The organism is Pseudomonas sp. LBUM1664 (genome assembly GCF_059695895.1).
The window spans coordinates 814,329-832,141 of sequence record NZ_CP166791.1 but is presented as its reverse complement, the minus strand read 5'-3'; the positions used below and the strand labels follow the sequence as shown (position 1 = coordinate 832,141).

Annotated in this window: 17 protein-coding genes; 10 read left to right on the top strand and 7 right to left on the bottom strand. The window is 62.1% G+C overall.

The annotated features are described in order from the left end of the window. Positions 1-46 precede the first annotated feature (46 nt). The 3 genes from ACA047_RS03845 to ACA047_RS03835 are packed head-to-tail and all read right to left on the bottom strand — an operon-like array spanning position 47 to position 1,732. Entirely contained in the window at positions 47-637 is a 591-nt protein-coding gene (locus ACA047_RS03845; RefSeq protein ID WP_497356835.1) for an LON peptidase substrate-binding domain-containing protein, read from the bottom strand. A gap of 10 nt (positions 638-647) precedes the next feature. After that, the gene (locus tag ACA047_RS03840; protein ID WP_497356833.1) at positions 648-1,364 is read right to left on the bottom strand and encodes an LrgB family protein; all 717 of its coding nucleotides are present in this window, start codon (positions 1,362-1,364) and stop codon (positions 648-650) included. Continuing rightward, positions 1,361-1,732 (bottom strand): CidA/LrgA family protein, encoded by a 372-nt coding sequence (locus ACA047_RS03835; protein ID WP_497356831.1) that lies wholly within the window; start codon positions 1,730-1,732, stop codon positions 1,361-1,363. The genes ACA047_RS03840 and ACA047_RS03835 overlap by 4 nt, the downstream gene beginning before the upstream one ends. A gap of 191 nt (positions 1,733-1,923) precedes the next feature. Here ACA047_RS03835 and ACA047_RS03830 point away from each other — a divergent pair, with 191 nt between their 5' ends. From ACA047_RS03830 to ACA047_RS03820, 3 genes are all read left to right on the top strand, one after another. Then, positions 1,924-2,379 (top strand): MaoC family dehydratase, encoded by a 456-nt coding sequence (locus ACA047_RS03830; protein ID WP_497356829.1) that lies wholly within the window; start codon positions 1,924-1,926, stop codon positions 2,377-2,379. A 102-nt stretch (positions 2,380-2,481) separates the two neighbouring features. Beyond that, entirely contained in the window at positions 2,482-4,200 is a 1,719-nt protein-coding gene (locus ACA047_RS03825; protein WP_497356827.1) for a C13 family peptidase, read from the top strand. Positions 4,201-4,227: 27 nt separating this feature from the next. Further along, the gene (locus ACA047_RS03820; protein ID WP_497356825.1) at positions 4,228-4,869 is read left to right on the top strand and encodes an oxidoreductase; all 642 of its coding nucleotides are present in this window, start codon (positions 4,228-4,230) and stop codon (positions 4,867-4,869) included. A 174-nt stretch (positions 4,870-5,043) separates the two neighbouring features. Here ACA047_RS03820 and ACA047_RS03815 read toward each other — a convergent pair whose 3' ends face one another. The 4 genes from ACA047_RS03815 to ACA047_RS03800 form a co-directional block, all read right to left on the bottom strand. Further along, positions 5,044-5,328: a YceK/YidQ family lipoprotein gene (locus tag ACA047_RS03815; protein ID WP_497356823.1), complete on the bottom strand. Its 285-nt coding sequence runs from the start codon at positions 5,326-5,328 to the stop codon at positions 5,044-5,046. Beyond that, positions 5,321-5,968 (bottom strand): flavin prenyltransferase UbiX, encoded by a 648-nt coding sequence (gene ubiX / locus ACA047_RS03810; RefSeq protein ID WP_440799682.1) that lies wholly within the window; start codon positions 5,966-5,968, stop codon positions 5,321-5,323. Before ubiX ends, ACA047_RS03815 begins: the two co-directional genes overlap by 8 nt. Beyond that, a complete protein-coding gene (gene mpl, locus ACA047_RS03805) occupies positions 5,965-7,314 on the bottom strand; it encodes a UDP-N-acetylmuramate:L-alanyl-gamma-D-glutamyl-meso-diaminopimelate ligase (RefSeq protein WP_497356821.1) in 1,350 nt (449 codons plus the stop codon). Before mpl ends, ubiX begins: the two co-directional genes overlap by 4 nt. A 216-nt stretch (positions 7,315-7,530) precedes the next feature. Continuing rightward, on the bottom strand, positions 7,531-9,435 hold the full coding sequence (locus ACA047_RS03800) for a sigma-54-dependent Fis family transcriptional regulator (RefSeq protein WP_497356820.1): 1,905 nt from the start codon (positions 9,433-9,435) through the stop codon (positions 7,531-7,533). A gap of 394 nt (positions 9,436-9,829) precedes the next feature. Between ACA047_RS03800 and exaC the strand changes: the two genes are divergently transcribed. The 7 genes from exaC (at position 9,830) to ACA047_RS03765 (ending at position 17,757) form a co-directional block, all read left to right on the top strand. Then, entirely contained in the window at positions 9,830-11,350 is a 1,521-nt protein-coding gene (gene exaC, locus ACA047_RS03795) for an acetaldehyde dehydrogenase ExaC (protein ID WP_497356818.1), read from the top strand. Between the two features lie 272 nt (positions 11,351-11,622). Then, the gene (gene eat / locus ACA047_RS03790) at positions 11,623-12,993 is read left to right on the top strand and encodes an ethanolamine permease (protein WP_497356816.1); all 1,371 of its coding nucleotides are present in this window, start codon (positions 11,623-11,625) and stop codon (positions 12,991-12,993) included. A gap of 160 nt (positions 12,994-13,153) precedes the next feature. Beyond that, the gene (locus tag ACA047_RS03785; protein WP_497356814.1) at positions 13,154-14,548 is read left to right on the top strand and encodes an ethanolamine ammonia-lyase subunit EutB; all 1,395 of its coding nucleotides are present in this window, start codon (positions 13,154-13,156) and stop codon (positions 14,546-14,548) included. A 27-nt stretch (positions 14,549-14,575) separates the two neighbouring features. Continuing rightward, a complete protein-coding gene (gene eutC / locus ACA047_RS03780) occupies positions 14,576-15,400 on the top strand; it encodes an ethanolamine ammonia-lyase subunit EutC (protein ID WP_497356812.1) in 825 nt (274 codons plus the stop codon). Between the two features lie 106 nt (positions 15,401-15,506). Then, the gene (locus ACA047_RS03775) at positions 15,507-15,968 is read left to right on the top strand and encodes a GNAT family N-acetyltransferase (protein ID WP_497356810.1); all 462 of its coding nucleotides are present in this window, start codon (positions 15,507-15,509) and stop codon (positions 15,966-15,968) included. Between the two features lie 322 nt (positions 15,969-16,290). Beyond that, positions 16,291-16,938 (top strand): DedA family protein, encoded by a 648-nt coding sequence (locus tag ACA047_RS03770; protein WP_497356808.1) that lies wholly within the window; start codon positions 16,291-16,293, stop codon positions 16,936-16,938. Positions 16,939-16,944: 6 nt separating this feature from the next. Then, positions 16,945-17,757 carry a M90 family metallopeptidase gene (locus ACA047_RS03765; RefSeq protein ID WP_497356806.1) on the top strand — a complete coding sequence of 271 codons (813 nt, stop codon included), beginning with the start codon at positions 16,945-16,947 and terminating at the stop codon, positions 17,755-17,757. The last annotated feature ends 56 nt before the right edge of the window (positions 17,758-17,813 follow it).

Below are 17,813 nucleotides of genomic sequence, written 5' to 3'. Positions count from 1 at the left end.
GTCAGCTATCGCGAGCAGGCTCGCTCCCACAAGGAGATGTGGCTCGTCAGGCGAAGAGTTCGCCCTGCAACTCATCGAGCAAGGCCTGAATGGCATCCAGGCGCTGCTGGGGATCATCGAGTTGCAGCAGGTCGATCTTGTCCAGTTCATTGAACGGCAACAGGTAGGCCAGTTGATTGGCCAACGACTGCTGGCCGGTCGCTTCGGTGCCCATGTTCAACGCCTCGACCATCGGGTGCTCGGCCAAGGCCTTGAGCAGCGCGACCAGATCGGCATCCTCGTCCTGCAGTGGTTGCTCCGGCTCGTCTTCCAGCCACTCGACCTCAGCGACCGTCAGTTGATCAGGCTGGACGCTGCTGGCGTGCACGATAAAACGTCGCCCCCCTTGCACGCGAATGCCCAGCAGACCGTTGTCCTGCTGGGAGAAGTCAGTGATTCGCGCCTCACAGCCTACCCGCGCGTAGCCGTCAGGCGCGGTGCCGACTTCCTCGCCATCGAGGATGCACACCACCCCGAACCCTTCGCCCTTTTTCATGCAGCGCCCGATCATGTCGAGGTAACGCGCCTCGAAAATCTGCAAATCGAGAATGCAACCGGGGAACAGTACGGTGTTCAACGGGAAAAGCGGCAAGCTCATAACCAGTTCCTTAGACCGTCATCGACACTACTAACGGCAGTAACACTGCCGTGGCCACGCCCATCAGACTCATCGCCAGCGCCGCAAAAGCACCGCACTCTTCGCTTTCCTGCAACGCCACGGAAGTGCCAACCGCATGGGCCGTCAGGCCCAAAGCCATGCCCCGGGCCTCAGGGCTATGGACTCCCAACTTCGTCAGAATGCTCGGGCCCAGAATCGCCCCCAGCACGCCAGTAATCAATACAAACACCGCCGCCATGGCTGCCACACCGCCGATCTGCTCGGCCACCAGCATGGCGATCGGTGAGGTCACCGATTTAGGCGCCATGGTCATCAGAATCATGTGCTCGGCGCCGAAGCTCCAGCCCAACACCACCGCAGAGCCGGTGGCGAACACCCCGCCTATCACCAGCGTAGTAAAAATCGGCCAGAACAATTGCCGGATCCGCCGCAAGTTCAAATACAGCGGCACCGCCAGGGCGACCGTGGCCGGGCCCAGCAGAATGCTGAGGATTTCGGTGCTCTTGCGGTACTCGGCGTAGCTGATACCACAGCCGACCAGCACGCCGATCAGCAATAGCATCGACATCAGCACCGGTTGCAGGAACACCCAGCGGGTCTTTTCGAACGCCGCCAGCACCAGTTGATAGGCACCCAGGGTGATGCCAATACCGAACAGCGGATGGTGGATCACCGAGGTCCAGGCGCCCTGCCAATCGAGGATCATTGGGCATCCTCCGGGGTTGGGGCCGGGGCATGGCGCCTGGCCAGGCGCTGCATCAGCACACCGGCAAACGCCATGGACAAGACCAGCGACAACACCAGCGCACCCACGATGGCCCAGAAATCGGCGGCGATGGCCCGGGCATAGACCATCACCCCCACCGCGGGAGGCACCAGCAGCAACGGCAGGTACCGCAGCAGGCTGGCCGCGGCCAGGTTCAATGGCTCACCGACTTCGCCGCGGATAATCAGATAGCCCAACAGCAGCAGCAGGCCAACGATGGGCCCCGGCAACACAGGCAGGAACAAATGATTGATAGCAGTGCCGAGCAATTGGAACAGCACCAGCCAGGTCAGGCCCCGTAGCAACATCCGCTCTCTCCCCCACAACACGTACCCAGTAAATGCGCCCGCATTATATAAGCACGCCCGCGCTATGGGTCGGCATTCGTAAAAAGCATGGTCAGTGACCTTCCCGGCGCGTCATGTTGATCTACAGTGGTTGTCCGGGGACGCCGATCCCCGTTCCAAACGATAAACCGATGACACCAAGGAGAGTCTCAATGCCCTACGTTCCCGTTGCAGCACTCAAAGATTATGTCGGCAAGGAACTTGGACGTTCCGACTGGCTTACCATCGATCAGCAGCGAATCAACCTGTTCGCCGAAGCCACTGGCGACTTTCAGTTCATCCACGTCGATCCGGTCAAGGCCGCACAGACCCCGTTCGGCAGCACCATCGCCCACGGTTTCCTGTCGCTGTCGCTGATGCCCAAGCTGATGGAAGACATCCTGATCCTGCCCGAGGGCGTGAAGATGGTCGTCAACTATGGGCTGGACAGCGTGCGCTTCATCCAACCGGTGAAGGTTGATTCCAAGGTCCGGCTCAAGGTCGACCTGGTGGACGTCACCGAGAAGAAACCCGGCCAGTGGCTGCTCAAGGCCACCGCCACGCTGGAAATCGAAGGCTCGGAAAAACCGGCCTACATCGCCGAGCCCCTGTCGCTCTGCTTCGTATAAACCTTTGCGGTGGCGAAACCGCTCAGGCAGTTTCGCATCGCGTCCCTATATCTCACACGCATAGCTGCGGCATACTCGTCGCCTGATTATCTGGATTCCGTTATGCGTTCACTTGCACCCCTGGCTCTGACCCTGTTGCTTACCGCCTGTGGCGACGGCGAATCGCTGTTGCCTCCCGATGCACGCCTGCCCGACGGCGGACGCTATCGCGGCGACCTGGTGGACGGGCTGCTGCAAGGCCAGGGGCGCATCGACTACCCCAATGGCAGTTGGTACGCCGGCCAGTTCGATAAGGGCCAGTGGCACGGCACCGGCGAATGGCATGGCAGCAATGGCGAGGTCTATCGCGGCCAGTTCGAGCAGGGTCTGTTCCACGGCCAAGGCAGCCTGAACACACCAAGCAGCAGCTACACCGGCGGCTTCAAGCAAGGCCGGCGCGACGGTGAGGGGACGCTCAAAGAAAACGGCATGACCTACCGCGGCGAATTCAAGGCCGACCGGTATTCGGGCCTTGGGCGCCTTGAACTCGAAGACGGCAGCCAATACCAGGGGCCCTTCGCCAACGGCAAGCCCAACGGTGAAGGCCAGCGCTTCGATGCCAGTGGCAACCAGTTCACCGGGCACTTCGTCGATGGCCAGCTCCAGGGCAAGGGCACCTTCAACAGCGCCGACGGCGATGTCTACATCGGCGGCTTCAAGAACAACCAACTCAGCGGTCGCGGTCGTTACGAAAACGCCGACGGCGATGTCTGGATCGGCCAGTTCAAGGACGGCGCGCTGACCGGCAAGGGCGAACTGATCGGCGCCGACGGCAGCCATTACCTCGGTCAATTCAATGACTGGCGCTTTACCGGCCAGGGCCGCCTGAACCTGCCCGACGGCAGTTTTTACATCGGCCAGTTCGAAAGCGACAGCTACCACGGGCGCGGCACACTGGCGCTGACCGACGGCACGGTACAAAGCGGCACCTGGGCCAACGGCCAGCGGGTGCGCGACGCTGACGGCAGGCTGCTGCCGGATGTGCTCGAACTCGGTTTGCTGGCCCAGGGACGCCTGCTGGACGATGCCTTGGCCAATATCCCGGCGTCGACGCCGGCGGTGGAGCTGTACAGCCTGACCCTGGGCGGCGACGGCAAGCAGAGTGTGTTCCTGCGCGAATCCGACTACGTCGCCAACATGCTCGCCAGCCGTTTCGGTGCATTCGGGCAGATCCGCCTGGTGAACCACCGCGATCACCTCGCTGACCGGCCCATGGCCACCCGCGAAAGCCTGCGCCGCGCCGCCCTCACCCTGGCCGAACGCAGCGGCCCGGAAGACCTGATCTTCATCTACCTGACCAGCCACGGCACCAGCGAGCATGAACTGGTACTCGACCAGCCGCGCATGGAGCTGGCCGACCTGCCCGCCGACGAACTGGCCGCCGTGCTGGCGCCGCTGAAGAACCGCGACAAAATCGTGGTGATCTCAGCCTGCTATTCCGGAGGTTTCATCCCGGCGCTCAAAGATGAGCGTACGCTGATCATGACCGCCTCCCGGGCCGACCGGGTGTCCTTTGGCTGCTCCGAGGAGGCCAACTTCACCTATTTCGGCGATGCGCTGTTCGCCCAGGCGTTGAACCAGACCGACGATCTGGAGCAGGCTTTCAAACGGGCCAAGGCCACCGTTGCCGAACGGGAGCAGGCGGATAATTTCGAAGCGTCCGAGCCGCAGATCTGGGCGCCCAGAACCGTTCTCTCTCATTGGCAACTGCTGCGCAAACAACAGGCGCGAAAAGCATTGCAAAGTGCTGCAGTGAACGACGGGGCCACAAAGAGCAACTAAGCTGAACCGTATCAAGGGGGAAACACCATGTACTTGACGCCTCAGCATGTTTTGCTCGCCGGAGCCACCGGGCTGACCGGGGAACATCTGCTGGATCGGCTGCTCAACGAGCCGACCGTCACACGTGTATTGGCGCCCTCTCGCCGGCCGCTGGCCGATCATCCTCACTTGGAAAACCCGGTCGGTGAGCCGTCAGCGCTGTTGCCACAACTCAGTGGCCAGGTGGACATCGCCTTCTGCTGCCTCGGTACGACCCTCAAGAAGGCCGGCTCCGAACAGGCGTTTCGCGCAGTAGACCTGGACCTGGTGGTGGCTTTCGCCAAACGTGCCCGGGAGCTGGGCGCACGGCACCTGATCGTGATCAGCGCCCTGGGCGCCGACGCGAAGTCATCGATCTTCTACAACCGGGTCAAAGGCGAAATGGAAGCGGCGCTCAAGGCTCAGGACTGGCCGCAACTGACCATCTGCCGCCCTTCCCTGTTGCTGGGCGAGCGCACCGAACCACGGTTGGCCGAACAACTGGTCGGCCCCCTGTCGCGGCTCATCCCAGGCAAATACCACGGCATCGAAGCCTGCCAACTGGCCCGCGCCATGTGGCGCCTGGCGCTGGAAGAACAAGCCGGAGTGCGGGTGGTGGAGTCGGATGAGTTGCGTAAGTTGGGCAAGTGACCGGTCAGCGCTATAAGGCGATTCACTGAATGTAGGTGAACCATTGTGGCGAGGGAGCTTGCTCCCGCTCGACTGCAAAGCAGTCGCCTGCGCAGTCGAAGCAACAAAAAGCTTAGGGCTGCTTCGCAGCCCAGCGGGAGCAAGCTCCCTCGCCACAGGGTTTCGTGTTGTTAGTTACAACCCACCCGACGCCTGAAACCTCACGCCTATCACCGTCAACAACGACAACGGCAGCAACAAGGTGTCCAGCAACGCGCTGGCCGGCAGATCAACGCCAGGGTAACTCGGGGCCTCGGCGCCGAAGCGGTCCATGGCGCAGCAGCCACCGTTGAGGGCGTAGAGGTCCAGGCGAGTCCCCGAATACACCACCGGCGCGCCGGGCTTGGCGGCGTCGAGGGTGCGGGCGGTGGCGCAGCCGGTCAATTGCAGCACCAGCAACACCACCAACAGCTTATTCATCGCTGCTCAAATGATGCTCGCCCCAACGCGGCAACATGTCTTGGGGGATGTTCAACAGATTGAGAATTCGCGCGACCACAAAATCGATCAGGTCGTCGATGGTCTGCGGCTGGTGATAAAAGCCCGGCGAGGCCGGCAGGATGGTCACGCCCATGTTCGACAGCTTGAGCATGTGCTCCAGATGAATGCTCGAATACGGCGCCTCCCGAGGCACCAGGATCAACTGGCGGCGCTCCTTGAGCGTGACGTCGGCGGCCCGTTCGATCAGGTTGTTGCAGGCGCCGGTGGCAATCGCCGAGAGCGTCCCGGTGGAACACGGCACCACCACCATGGCCGCTGGCGCGCCGGAGCCCGAGGCCACCGGCGACATCCAGTCTTCCTTGCCGTAGACACGAATCTGCCCCGCCGCCGCACCGGTGTATTCGGTGAGGAAGGCCTGCATCATCTGGGTCTTGGGTGGCAGGGTCACGTCGGTCTCAGTGGCCATCACCAATTGCGCGGCTTTGGAGATGAGGAAATGCACCTCGCGGTCTTCCCGCACCAGGCAATCGAGCAGGCGCAAACCGTACTGGGCGCCGGAAGCACCGGTCATCGCCAGCGTGATGCGTTCGGGGCCATTGCTCTCCAAGCGAGTGTTCATTGCAGCGCCTCGGCCAGTTTGCCGTGCAGGCCGCCAAAGCCGCCGTTGCTCATGATCACCACGTGGGTGCCGGGCTGGGCCTGGCTCTTCACACGCGCGATGATACCTTCCAAAGAATCACTGACAATCGACGGCACGCTGCACAACGCGGCGGTGGCACCCAGGTCCCAGCCCAGGTTGGCCGGCGCATACCAGATCACCTGATCGGCATCGACCACGCTTTCGGGCAAGCCGTCGCGGTGGGCGCCAAGCTTCATGGAGTTGGAGCGCGGCTCGATGATGGCAATCAGCGGCGCATCACCGATGCGCTTACGCAAACCGTCCAACGTGGTGGCGATGGCGGTCGGGTGGTGGGCGAAGTCGTCATAAATGGTGATGCCGCGCACTTCGGCGACTTTCTCCATCCGACGCTTGACGCTTTTGAACGCGCTCAAGGCGGCAATGCCCATGGACGGCACCACGCCGACATGACGAGCCGCCGCGAGGGTGGCCAGCGCGTTGGCAACGTTGTGCTGGCCGGTCATGTCCCACTCGACCACACCGTGGGACACGCCTTCGAACATGACTTCGAACTGCGAACCGTCGTCCTTGAGCAACTTCACTTGCCATTGCCCGCCCGTGCCGGTGGTTTGCACCGGGGTCCAGCAGCCCATCTCGATCACGCGCTGCAACGCAGGCTCGGTGGTTGGGTGGATGACCAGGCCTTCACTTGGGATGGTGCGCACCAAATGGTGGAACTGTCGCTCGATGGCCGGCAGATCGGGGAAGATGTCGGCGTGATCGAACTCAAGGTTGTTGAGGATCGCCGTTCGCGGCCGGTAGTGGACGAATTTCGAGCGTTTGTCGAAAAACGCGCTGTCGTATTCGTCGGCCTCGATCACGAAGAACGGCGTACCGCCCAGGCGCGCCGACACCGAGAAATTCTGCGGCACGCCGCCGATCAGGAAACCCGGGCTCATGCCCGCGTGCTCCAGCACCCAGGCGAGCATGCTGCTGGTGGTGGTCTTGCCGTGAGTACCGGCCACGGCCAATACCCAACGGCCCTGCAACACGTGATCGGCCAGCCATTGCGGCCCGGACACGTACGGCAGGCCTTTGTTGAGCACGTACTCCACCGCCGGGTTGCCCCGGGACATGGCGTTGCCAATGACCACCAGGTCCGGCGCCGGATCCAGTTGCGCCGGGTCATAACCTTGGGTCAGCTCAATGCCCTGGGCCTCCAACTGAGTGCTCATCGGCGGGTAGACGTTGGCGTCGGAACCGGTCACGTGATGGCCCAGTTCCTTGGCCAGAACAGCCATCGAACCCATGAAAGTGCCGCAAATACCGAGAATATGGATGTGCATAGTCGACCTCGTAAAACATGGCCGCAGGTTAGCGTAGGGAGGGGGAAATCGCACCTTGTGTTTGAGCCCCAATACACAGACGGGCTTCTGTGGGAGCAAGGCTTGCCCGCGATAGCGGTGGGTCAGCTTGCATTGGATGTTGAATGTGCCGCCGCCATCGTGAGCAGGCTCGCTCCCACAGTTGACCGCATTTCTTCAGGACGGATGCGACGCGGTTCAGCGGGCAATGGCGTGTCTGCGCAGTTTTCGATAAAGGGTGTTGCGGCTGATGCCCAGTTGTTCGGCGGTGTGGGTCATGTGCCAACGCTGGCGCTCCAGCGCATCGAGCAGCGCCATACGCTCGGCATCGTCCAGCGGCCGCTGCGCCACCACTTCAAGCACCACCGGCGGACTCTGGCGAATCATCGCCGGCAAGTCCTCCAGCCCGATCCGCCCGCCGTCGCACAACGCAGCCAGCGTGCGCAGCACATTACGCAGCTGCCGCACGTTGCCCGGCCAGTCGAACCCCAGCAGCGCCCGGCGCGCCGGCTCATCAATCGACACGGCCTCAGCGCCCGCCTCTTCGGCCAGCAGAAAATCCAGCAACTGGGATTTGTCGCTGCGTTCGCGCAACGCCGGCAAGGGGATTTCCAGGCCATTGAGCCGGTAGTACAAATCCTCGCGAAAACTGCCGTCCTGCACACGATCGAGCAGTTGGCGGTGGGTGGCGCTGATGATTCGCACGTTCACCGCCTCGGGTTCGCCACCGATGGGCACCACCTGGCGATCTTCCAGCACCCGCAGCAAACGGGTCTGCAAGGCCAGGGGCATGTCACCGATTTCATCGAGGAACAGCGTGCCGCCGTCGGCCTGTTGCAGCTTGCCGCGCATGCCTTCCTTGCGGGCCCCGGTGAAGCTGCCGCCGCGATAACCGAACAGTTCGCTCTCGATCAGGCTTTCCGGAATGGCCGCACAGTTGAGGGCAACAAAGTTCTTTGCGGCGCGCTGGCTGGCCTGGTGCACCGCCTTGGCAAAAGCTTCTTTGCCGGAGCCGGTTTCGCCGTGGATGAGCAGCGGTACATCGCGCTCGAACACCCGCAGCGCCTTGCGAAAATGCTCTTGCAACAGCGCATCCCCCAGGCAGATGCCCGGCAGCCGTGCGGGCTCGACGGCTTTAAGCACCGGCGCAACCGGGACCGGCACGCTGCGGGGCTGGCCACGCAGCACGGCGAACAAGTGGCGCCCGTCACGGGTACGCAACGGCCAACTGGCGCTGGCATGGGCGCTGGCGCGGCCCAACAGGTCGTCCAGCGAGCACTCGAAAAAGGCCTCCACCGGCTGGCCCAGCAAGCCGCCGCGAATATGCCCCAACAGGTTCAGCGCGCTCTGGTTGACGGCGCTGATCCGCCCTTCACCGTCGAACGCCAGCAACCCTTCGCTGAACAACCCCACGGACTCGGCCTGCAAGTGAAAACGCAGCAGCCATTGGTTGTCGAAGCAGCGCAGGAAATAGCAGCTCTCGATCATCTTCGCCGAGAGGTTGACCAGTGCCATGGTGTGGAACTGGCTCTGGCGTGAGACATCCGGCCGAGCCGAGGACACGTCGAGCACCGCCAGCAGTTCGCCATGGGGGTCGAAGACCGGGCTGGCCGAGCAGGTCAGGCCGGTGTGGCGCCCGCGAAAGTGTTCTTCCTGGTGGATGGTCAGGGCCTGGCGCTCCACCAGGCAGGTGCCGATGCCGTTGGTGCCTTCGCAGGCTTCGCTCCAGTCGGCGCCGAGCCAGAGGCCGGCACGCTCGAAAATCTTGCGTTCGCGGGGAGCGGTGACGCAGTTGAGGATCACGCCCCGAGCGTCGGTCAGCAGCACCGCGTGGCCGGCGCCGGAGAGCTGCTGATGCAGGCTGGTCATCTCAGTGCCGGCGATGTGCAGCACCTGTTGCAGACGTTCGCGGCTTTCCAGCACTCGGCCATGCTCAAGCACCGTCGGCGCCAGGTTCTGGGCCGGGTCGAGGTGATAGTCCTCCAGACACCGCAGCCAGGAACGGGCAATCGACGGATCGCTGCCGGGCCCCTGCAAGCGGGCCTTGCCTTGGGTGACCGTGAGGACTTGCCGGGCATGGCGACTCAAATGGTTGCTGTGCATTTCTTATTATTCTCCCCTGAAGGTTGCGACCTTACTGGAGCAACTGTCGAACACTATCTCTGGAACACCAATCTTGTGGCGAGGGAGCTTGCTCCCTCGCCACAAAAGCGCTTTTGCCATAGCGCGATCACCTCGGCTCAGCATCCTCCAGCCCAACTCCCAATGCAATGCTGGCGCGACCCGCCAGTCACAAGCTGTCTCACAAATGGCACAAAGTGTCACACCCCCTGTATCGCATTCGTCACACAACGCCTCCGTTTGTCTGGCAAAACCCTCCTAAACCCTTGATTCACCGGCTCTGCAAGGCAGTGGCCCAACCTTTGCTCTAGGCTTAAATACCAGCGCTGAATTTGCGCGGCTCCCTTATAAGCACAAAAGCCAAGGAGAACTCATCATGCGTTATGCTCACCCCGGTACTGAAGGCGCTATCGTTTCGTTCAAGAGCAAATACGGTAACTACATCGGCGGCGAGTTCGTCGCGCCTGTCAAAGGTCAGTACTTCACCAATACTTCGCCGGTCAACGGCCAACCCATTGCCGAATTCCCGCGCTCCACGGCCGAAGACATCGAAAAAGCCCTGGACGCCGCCCACGCTGCCGCTGATGCCTGGGGCGCCACCTCGGCCCAGGCACGCTCGCTGGTCCTGCTGAAAATCGCCGACCGCATCGAACAGAACCTAGAAGTGCTGGCGATCACCGAATCCTGGGACAACGGCAAGGCCGTGCGTGAAACCCTCAACGCCGACATCCCCCTGGCCGCCGACCATTTTCGCTACTTCGCCGGTTGCATCCGGGCCCAAGAAGGCAGCGCTGCCGAGATCGACGGCAACACCGTGGCCTATCACATTCATGAACCGCTGGGCGTGGTCGGGCAGATCATCCCGTGGAACTTCCCGCTGCTGATGGCCGCCTGGAAACTCGCCCCGGCCCTGGCCGCCGGTAACTGCGTGGTGCTCAAGCCCGCCGAGCAAACCCCGCTGGGCATTTGCGTGCTCATGGAACTGATCGGCGACCTGCTGCCGCCTGGCGTGCTGAACGTGGTGCAAGGCTTTGGCAAAGAAGCCGGTGAAGCCCTGGCCACCAGCAAGCGCATCGCCAAAATCGCCTTCACTGGCTCCACCCCGGTGGGCTCGCACATCATGAAATGCGCGGCCGAGAACATCATCCCGTCCACCGTGGAGCTGGGCGGCAAATCGCCGAACATCTTCTTCGAAGACATCATGCAGGCCGAGCCGAGCTTCATCGAAAAGGCTGCCGAAGGCCTGGTGCTGGCGTTTTTCAACCAGGGCGAAGTCTGCACCTGCCCATCGCGCGCATTGGTGCAGGAATCGATCTACGACGAATTCATGAAAGTGGTGATGAAGAAAGTCGAGCAGATCAAACGCGGCGACCCGCTGGACACCGACACCATGGTCGGCGCCCAGGCGTCCGAGCAGCAATTTGACAAGATTCTTTCGTACCTGGAAATCGCCCGGGGCGAAGGCGCCGAGCTGCTGACCGGCGGCAAGGTGGAAAAACTCGAAGGCAACCTGGCCAGCGGTTATTACATCCAGCCGACCCTGCTCAAGGGCACCAACAAAATGCGCGTGTTCCAGGAAGAAATCTTCGGCCCGGTGGTGAGCATCACCACGTTCAAGGATGAAGCCGAAGCCCTGGCCATCGCCAACGACACCGAGTTCGGCCTCGGTGCCGGCCTGTGGACCCGCGACATCAATCGCGCCTACCGCATGGGCCGGGCGATCAAGGCCGGTCGCGTGTGGACCAACTGCTACCACCTGTACCCGGCCCACGCTGCGTTCGGTGGCTACAAGAAGTCTGGCGTCGGTCGTGAAACCCACAAGATGATGCTCGACCATTATCAGCAGACCAAAAACCTGCTGGTGAGCTACGACATCAATCCGCTGGGGTTCTTCTAGCCATTGGGGCGAGACAGGTCGTTCTGTTTCGCCCTATAGCCCTATAGATAGCTATCGCGAGCAAGCTCGCTCCCACAGGGACTGTGGGTAACTCTCTTTCTGTGGGTTGGCCCAAATCCACTGTGGGAGCGGGCTTGCTCGCGAAGGCGCCCTCACTGAACACACCGAAATACCGCCCTGCCGTTCTGGCATGGCCATTGCGTGCCCGCTCTACAGCAACGCCACACCCGAAAGTCCAACAGATCAAACAATAAAAAAGACAGCGAGGACTTATGACTTCTACCACCCAACTCAAACCCACACTCGGCACCCTGCATTTATGGGGCATTGCCGTCGGCCTGGTGATTTCCGGCGAATACTTCGGCTGGAGCTACGGCTGGGGCACAGCAGGGACCCTGGGGTTTCTCGTCACCGCGCTCATGGTAGCGTTGATGTACACCTGCTTCATCTTCAGTTTCACCGAACTGACCACCGCGATTCCCCACGCCGGCGGGCCTTTTGCCTACAGCCGACGGGCCTTTGGTGAGAAAGGCGGGCTGATCGCCGGGATCGCCACGCTGATCGAATTCGTCTTTGCGCCGCCGGCCATCGCCATGGCCATCGGCGCCTACCTCAACGTGCAATTTCCGGAACTGGACCCCAAGCTCGCCGCAGTCGCCGCCTACGTGGTGTTCATGACCCTGAACATCCTGGGCGTCAGCATCGCCGCCGCTTTCGAGTTGGTGGTCACCGTGCTGGCGGTCGCCGAACTGCTAGTGTTCATGGGTGTGGTCGCGCCGGGGTTCAGCGTCAGTAACTTCGTGCTCAACGGCTGGTCCGGCGCCAATGAATTCACCCTCGCCTCGATCCCGGGCATGTTCGCGGCGATTCCCTTCGCGATCTGGTTTTTCCTGGCCATCGAAGGCGCGGCCATGGCCGCCGAAGAAGCCAAGGACCCGAAACGCACGATTCCCCGCGCCTATGTCAGCGGCATCCTGACCCTGGTTTTCCTGGCCATCGGTGTGATGATCATGGCCGGCGGCGTGGGCGACTGGCGCACCCTGTCGAACATCAACGACCCGTTGCCCCAGGCCATGAAAGCCGTGGTCGGCAACAATTCGACCTGGATGCACATGCTGGTGTGGATCGGCCTGTTCGGCCTGGTGGCGAGCTTTCACGGCATCATCCTCGGCTACTCGCGACAGTTCTTCGCCCTGGCCCGGGCCGGTTACCTGCCGCGCGGGTTGGCCAAGCTGTCGCGCTTCCAGACCCCGCACCGGGCGATCCTGGCCGGTGGCGTCATCGGCATCGCGGCGATCTACAGCGATGGCCTGGTCAACCTGCAAGGCATGAGCCTGACGGCGGCGATGATCACCATGTCGGTGTTCGGCGCCATCGTGATGTACATCATCAGCATGCTCAGCCTGTTCAAATTGCGTAAGACCGAACCGAACCTGGAACGCACCTTCCGGGCGCCGGGCTACCCTGTCGTGCCGGGCATCGCGTTGTTCCTGGCGGTGGTGTGCCTGGTGGCGATGGCGTGGTTCAACACCGTGATCGGGCTGGTGTTCCTCGGTTTCATGATTGTCGGCTACCTGTATTTCCAACTGACCGCCAAGCAACGCTCCGATGCCCCGGCGGACGCTATGCTCACAGGTATCTGAAGTTGCACCGGCGCCGGGCCGAGTGCCCGGCGCCTGCCATTTATAAGTGCACGCAGTTCCCTCCCCGTGTGGGAGAGTTCTGTGGGAGCAAAGCTTGCTCCCACAGGGTTGGATCTGCGGTGTATTTAAGTTATTTAGAGAATCAGGAGGACACCGCCCCATGGCCGCATTCGCCCATTCCGTCGGCGCCCAGACCTATCGCTTCGACAGCCTCAAAGACCTGATGGCCAAGGCCAGCCCGGCACGTTCCGGGGATTTTTTGGCCGGTGTCGCGGCGCTCAACGATGGCGAACGCGTGGCCGCGCAAATGGCGTTGGCCGACTTGCCACTCAGCCATTTCCTGCAGGAAATGCTGATTCCTTACGAGGCCGACGAAGTCACCCGGCTGATCGTCGACACTCACGATAAACAAGCCTTCACCGCCGTCAGCCACCTCACGGTCGGCGACTTTCGCGACTGGCTGCTCAGCGACGCGGCCGATGAACAGAGCCTGCGGGCATTGGCCACGGGCCTGACGCCGGAAATGGTCGCAGCGGTGTCGAAGATCATGCGCGTGCAGGACCTGGTGCTGGTGGCGCAGAAAATCCGCGTGGTGACGAAATTTCGCGGCACCCTCGGCCTGCGTGGGCGGCTGTCCACACGCCTGCAACCCAACCACCCCACCGACGAACCGGCCGGGATCGCCGCGAGCATTCTCGACGGCCTGCTCTACGGCAACGGCGACGCCATGATCGGCATCAACCCAGCCACCGACAGCACGGCGTCGATCTGCGCCATGCTGGAAATGCTCGACGCCATCATCCAGCGCTACGACATCCCGACCCAAGGCTGCGTGCTGACCCACGTCACCACCTCCATCGAAGCGGCGAACCGGGGCGTGCCCCTGGACCTGGTGTTCCAGTCCATCGCCGGCACCGAAGCGGCCAACGCCAGTTTCGGTATTAACCTGAACATACTCAAAGAAGGCTACGACGCCGGGCTGAGCCTGAATCGCGGCACCCTGGGCAAAAACCTGATGTATTTCGAAACCGGCCAGGGCAGCGCTCTGTCGGCCAACGCCCATCACGGCGTGGATCAACAGACCTGCGAAACCCGGGCCTACGCCGTGGCGCGCCATTTCAACCCGTTTTTGGTGAACACCGTTGTAGGCTTTATCGGCCCCGAGTACCTGTACAACGGCAAACAGATCATCCGCGCCGGCCTCGAAGACCACTTCTGCGGCAAGCTGCTGGGGGTGCCGATGGGCTGCGACATCTGCTACACCAACCACGCCGAAGCCGACCAGGACGACATGGACACCCTGCTGACCTTGCTGGGCGTGGCCGGCATCAACTTCATCATGGGCATCCCCGGCTCCGACGACATCATGCTCAACTACCAGACCACCTCGTTCCACGACGCCCTCTACGCCCGCCAGACCCTGGGCCTGAAGCCGGCGCCGGAATTCGAACAATGGCTGGCCAACATGGGCATCTTCACCCAGGCCGACGGCCGGGTGCAGTTCGGCGACAACCTGCCACCGGCGTTCCGTCACGCCTTAGCACATTTGGGATAAGCCGCATTTTGGATGAGTGACCTGCCGATGGACAAACCTCCAGTAGATTCGCAAAACCCCTGGCTGCAACTGCGCCGCCTGACCCCGGCGCGCATCGCCCTGGGCCGCACCGGCACCAGCCTGCCGACCCAGGCGCAACTGGACTTCCAGTACGCCCACGCCCAGGCCCGGGATGCCGTGCACCTGGCGTTCGACCACCAGGGCATCCACGCGCAACTCAGCGAACGCGGCCGCGAAAGCCTGTTACTGCACAGCGCGGCCACCGACCGAAACAGCTACCTTCAGCGCCCGGACTTGGGGCGGCGGCTCGACGACGCTTCCGCACAAACCCTGCAAGACCACGCCGCGGCCCATCCCGGCGGCGTAGACCTGGCGATTGTGGTGGCCGACGGCCTGTCGGCACTGGCGGTACACCGCCATACCCTGCCGTTCCTGGCGCGACTGGAAGAACAGATCGCCGCCGAAGGCTGGTCGGTTTCGCCGGTGATTCTGGTGGAACAGGGCCGGGTGGCGGTGGCCGATGAGGTGGGTGAACGGCTTGGGGCGAAAATGTCGGTGATTCTGATTGGCGAACGCCCTGGCCTGAGTTCTCCCGACAGCCTGGGCCTCTATTTCACCTACAACCCCAAGGTTGGCCTGACTGATGCTTATCGCAACTGCATCTCCAACGTCCGGCTCGAAGGCTTGAGCTACGGCATGGCGGCCCATCGCCTGATTTACCTGATGCGCGAGGCCTGTCGCCGACAGCTCTCGGGGGTCAATCTGAAGGACGAAGCCCAGGTTCAGACGCTAGAGTCGCAAAACGGTGACGATATGAAAGGTAATTTCCTACTGATGCCGCCCAAAAGCTGATGCATCTACCCGATTGCGTTTTCGTTGCGCTTTCAGGCAGCATCCAAGCACGGCAAAGCGCCGTTGTAGTCAGAGTATCTGTCGACCTTTGCAGACGAGACCTACCATGCGGATTATCCAAGCAACCCTGGAACACCTGGACCTGCTGACCCCATTGTTCGTCAAGTACCGGGAATTCTATGGCTCGCTGCCATACCCGGATTCGTCCCGGGCTTTCCTCGAAAAACGCCTGCGCCGCAAGGAGTCGGTGATCTACCTGGCCTTGCCCGATGACGACGACAACAAACTGATGGGCTTTTGCCAGCTCTACCCGAGCTTCTCATCGCTGTCCCTCAAGCGCGTGTGGATCCTCAACGACATCTACGTCGCCGAAGACGCCCGCCGCCAACTGGTGGCCGACAACCTGATCCGCACCGCGAAAAAAATGGCCAAGGAAACCCACGCCGTGCGCATGCGCGTCTCCACCAGCAGCAACAACGCAGTGGCGCAGAAAACCTACGAGTCCATCGGCTTCAAGGAAGACACCGAGTTCAAGAACTACGTGCTGCCCATCAGCGATGAACTCTGATCGGCCAGGAGGGAAGTCAGCACACAGATATATCTGTGGGAGATATCTCTGTGGGAGCAAAGCTTGCTCGCGATAGCGGCCTGTCAGGTGACATCAATGCAGGCTGAATCACCGTCGTCGCGAGCAAGCTTTGCTCCCACAGGGTGTTTCACCCTGCACGACGCCACGACATTCCCAGCTACAAACTCGACATACGTATCACCCTCGAGCCCGTATAATGCCGTTTTTTCCGGCTTGTAAGAAAAAGCTACACACTCTGTAGCCATACTCAAAGCCTGACCCACCAGCCTGCCACGTCGGGCCGTCATCACAGGTGCTTTGCATGGACTTCAATCCTCTCGACCTCATTCTGCATCTCGATGTGTACCTCGACATGCTGGTGACCAACTACGGGACGTGGGTCTACGCCATCCTGTTCCTGGTGATCTTCTGTGAAACCGGCCTGGTGGTGACACCGTTCCTGCCCGGAGATTCGCTGCTGTTCATCGCCGGCGCCGTGGCGGCCGGTGGCAGCATGGACCCGGTGCTGCTGGGCGGCCTGCTGATGCTGGCGGCGATCCTCGGCGACAGCACCAACTACCTCATCGGCCGCACCGCCGGCGAGAAGCTGTTCAGCAACCCCAACTCAAAAATCTTCCGTCGCGACTACCTGCAACAAACCCACGACTTCTACGACAAGCACGGCGGCAAAACCGTGACCCTGGCGCGCTTCCTGCCGATCATCCGCACCTTTGCCCCCTTCGTCGCCGGCGTGGGGAAAATGCCCTATGCGCGCTTCTTCGGCTTCAGCGTCCTCGGCAGCATCCTGTGGGTCGGAGGCCTGGTCACCCTCGGCTTCTTCTTCGGCAACGTGCCCTTCATCAAGCAGAACCTGTCGCTGCTGGTGGTGGGCATCATCTTGCTGTCGCTGCTGCCGATGATCATCAGCCTGGTCCGCAGCAAAATGGGCCAGCGCGCCTCGAAAGCCTGATCCCTCATGTGGTCCCTGAGCAGCTGGCGCCGTCAACGCACCCTCGCCAAACACCCCGTCGCCGAGGACACCTGGCAACGGGTGCGCCACCAGCTGAGCTTCCTCGACGGCATCAGCGCCGCCGAAGACCAGTGGCTGCGTGAAGCCTGCGTGTTGTTCCTGCAGGACAAACACCTGACCGCCCTGCCCGGCGTCGAACTGCACCAGGAACAACGCCTGCTGCTCGCCGCCCAAGCCCAATTGCCGCTGATGCACCTGGGCGAGCTGAACTGGTACCAGGGTTTCCACGAAATCGTCCTCTACCCCGAAGACTTCCTCAGCCCCCAGCGCCACCGCGACGCCAGCGGCATCGAGCACGAATGGGACGGTGAACACAGCGGCGAAGCCTGGCCGCAAGGGCCGATCATCCTGGCCTGGGCCGGGGTGATGACCAGCGGCGGCTGGGACGGCTACAACCTGGTGATCCACGAACTGGCCCACAAACTCGACATGCTCAACGGCGACGCCAATGGCCTGCCGCCGCTGCATGCCGACATGCGGGTCAGCGACTGGGCCGAAGTCATGCAACAGGCCTTTGATGACATCAACCGCCAACTGGACCAGAACCCAGACGCCGAAACCCTCATCGACCCCTACGCGGCGGAAAACCCCGCGGAGTTCTTCGCCGTCACCAGCGAATACTTCTTCAGCGCCCCAGACCTGCTGCATCAGGCGTATCCACGGGTCTACGAACAGCTCAAGGCCTTCTACCGCCAGGATCCGCTGGCCCGGCTGCGGCAACTTCAGGCCGAAGATCCGGTCTATCAGGCGTCATACTAAGGTCTCTAAGACCCTGGTAACGTGGCATCGACGGCCGAATATGCCTATAATCGCCG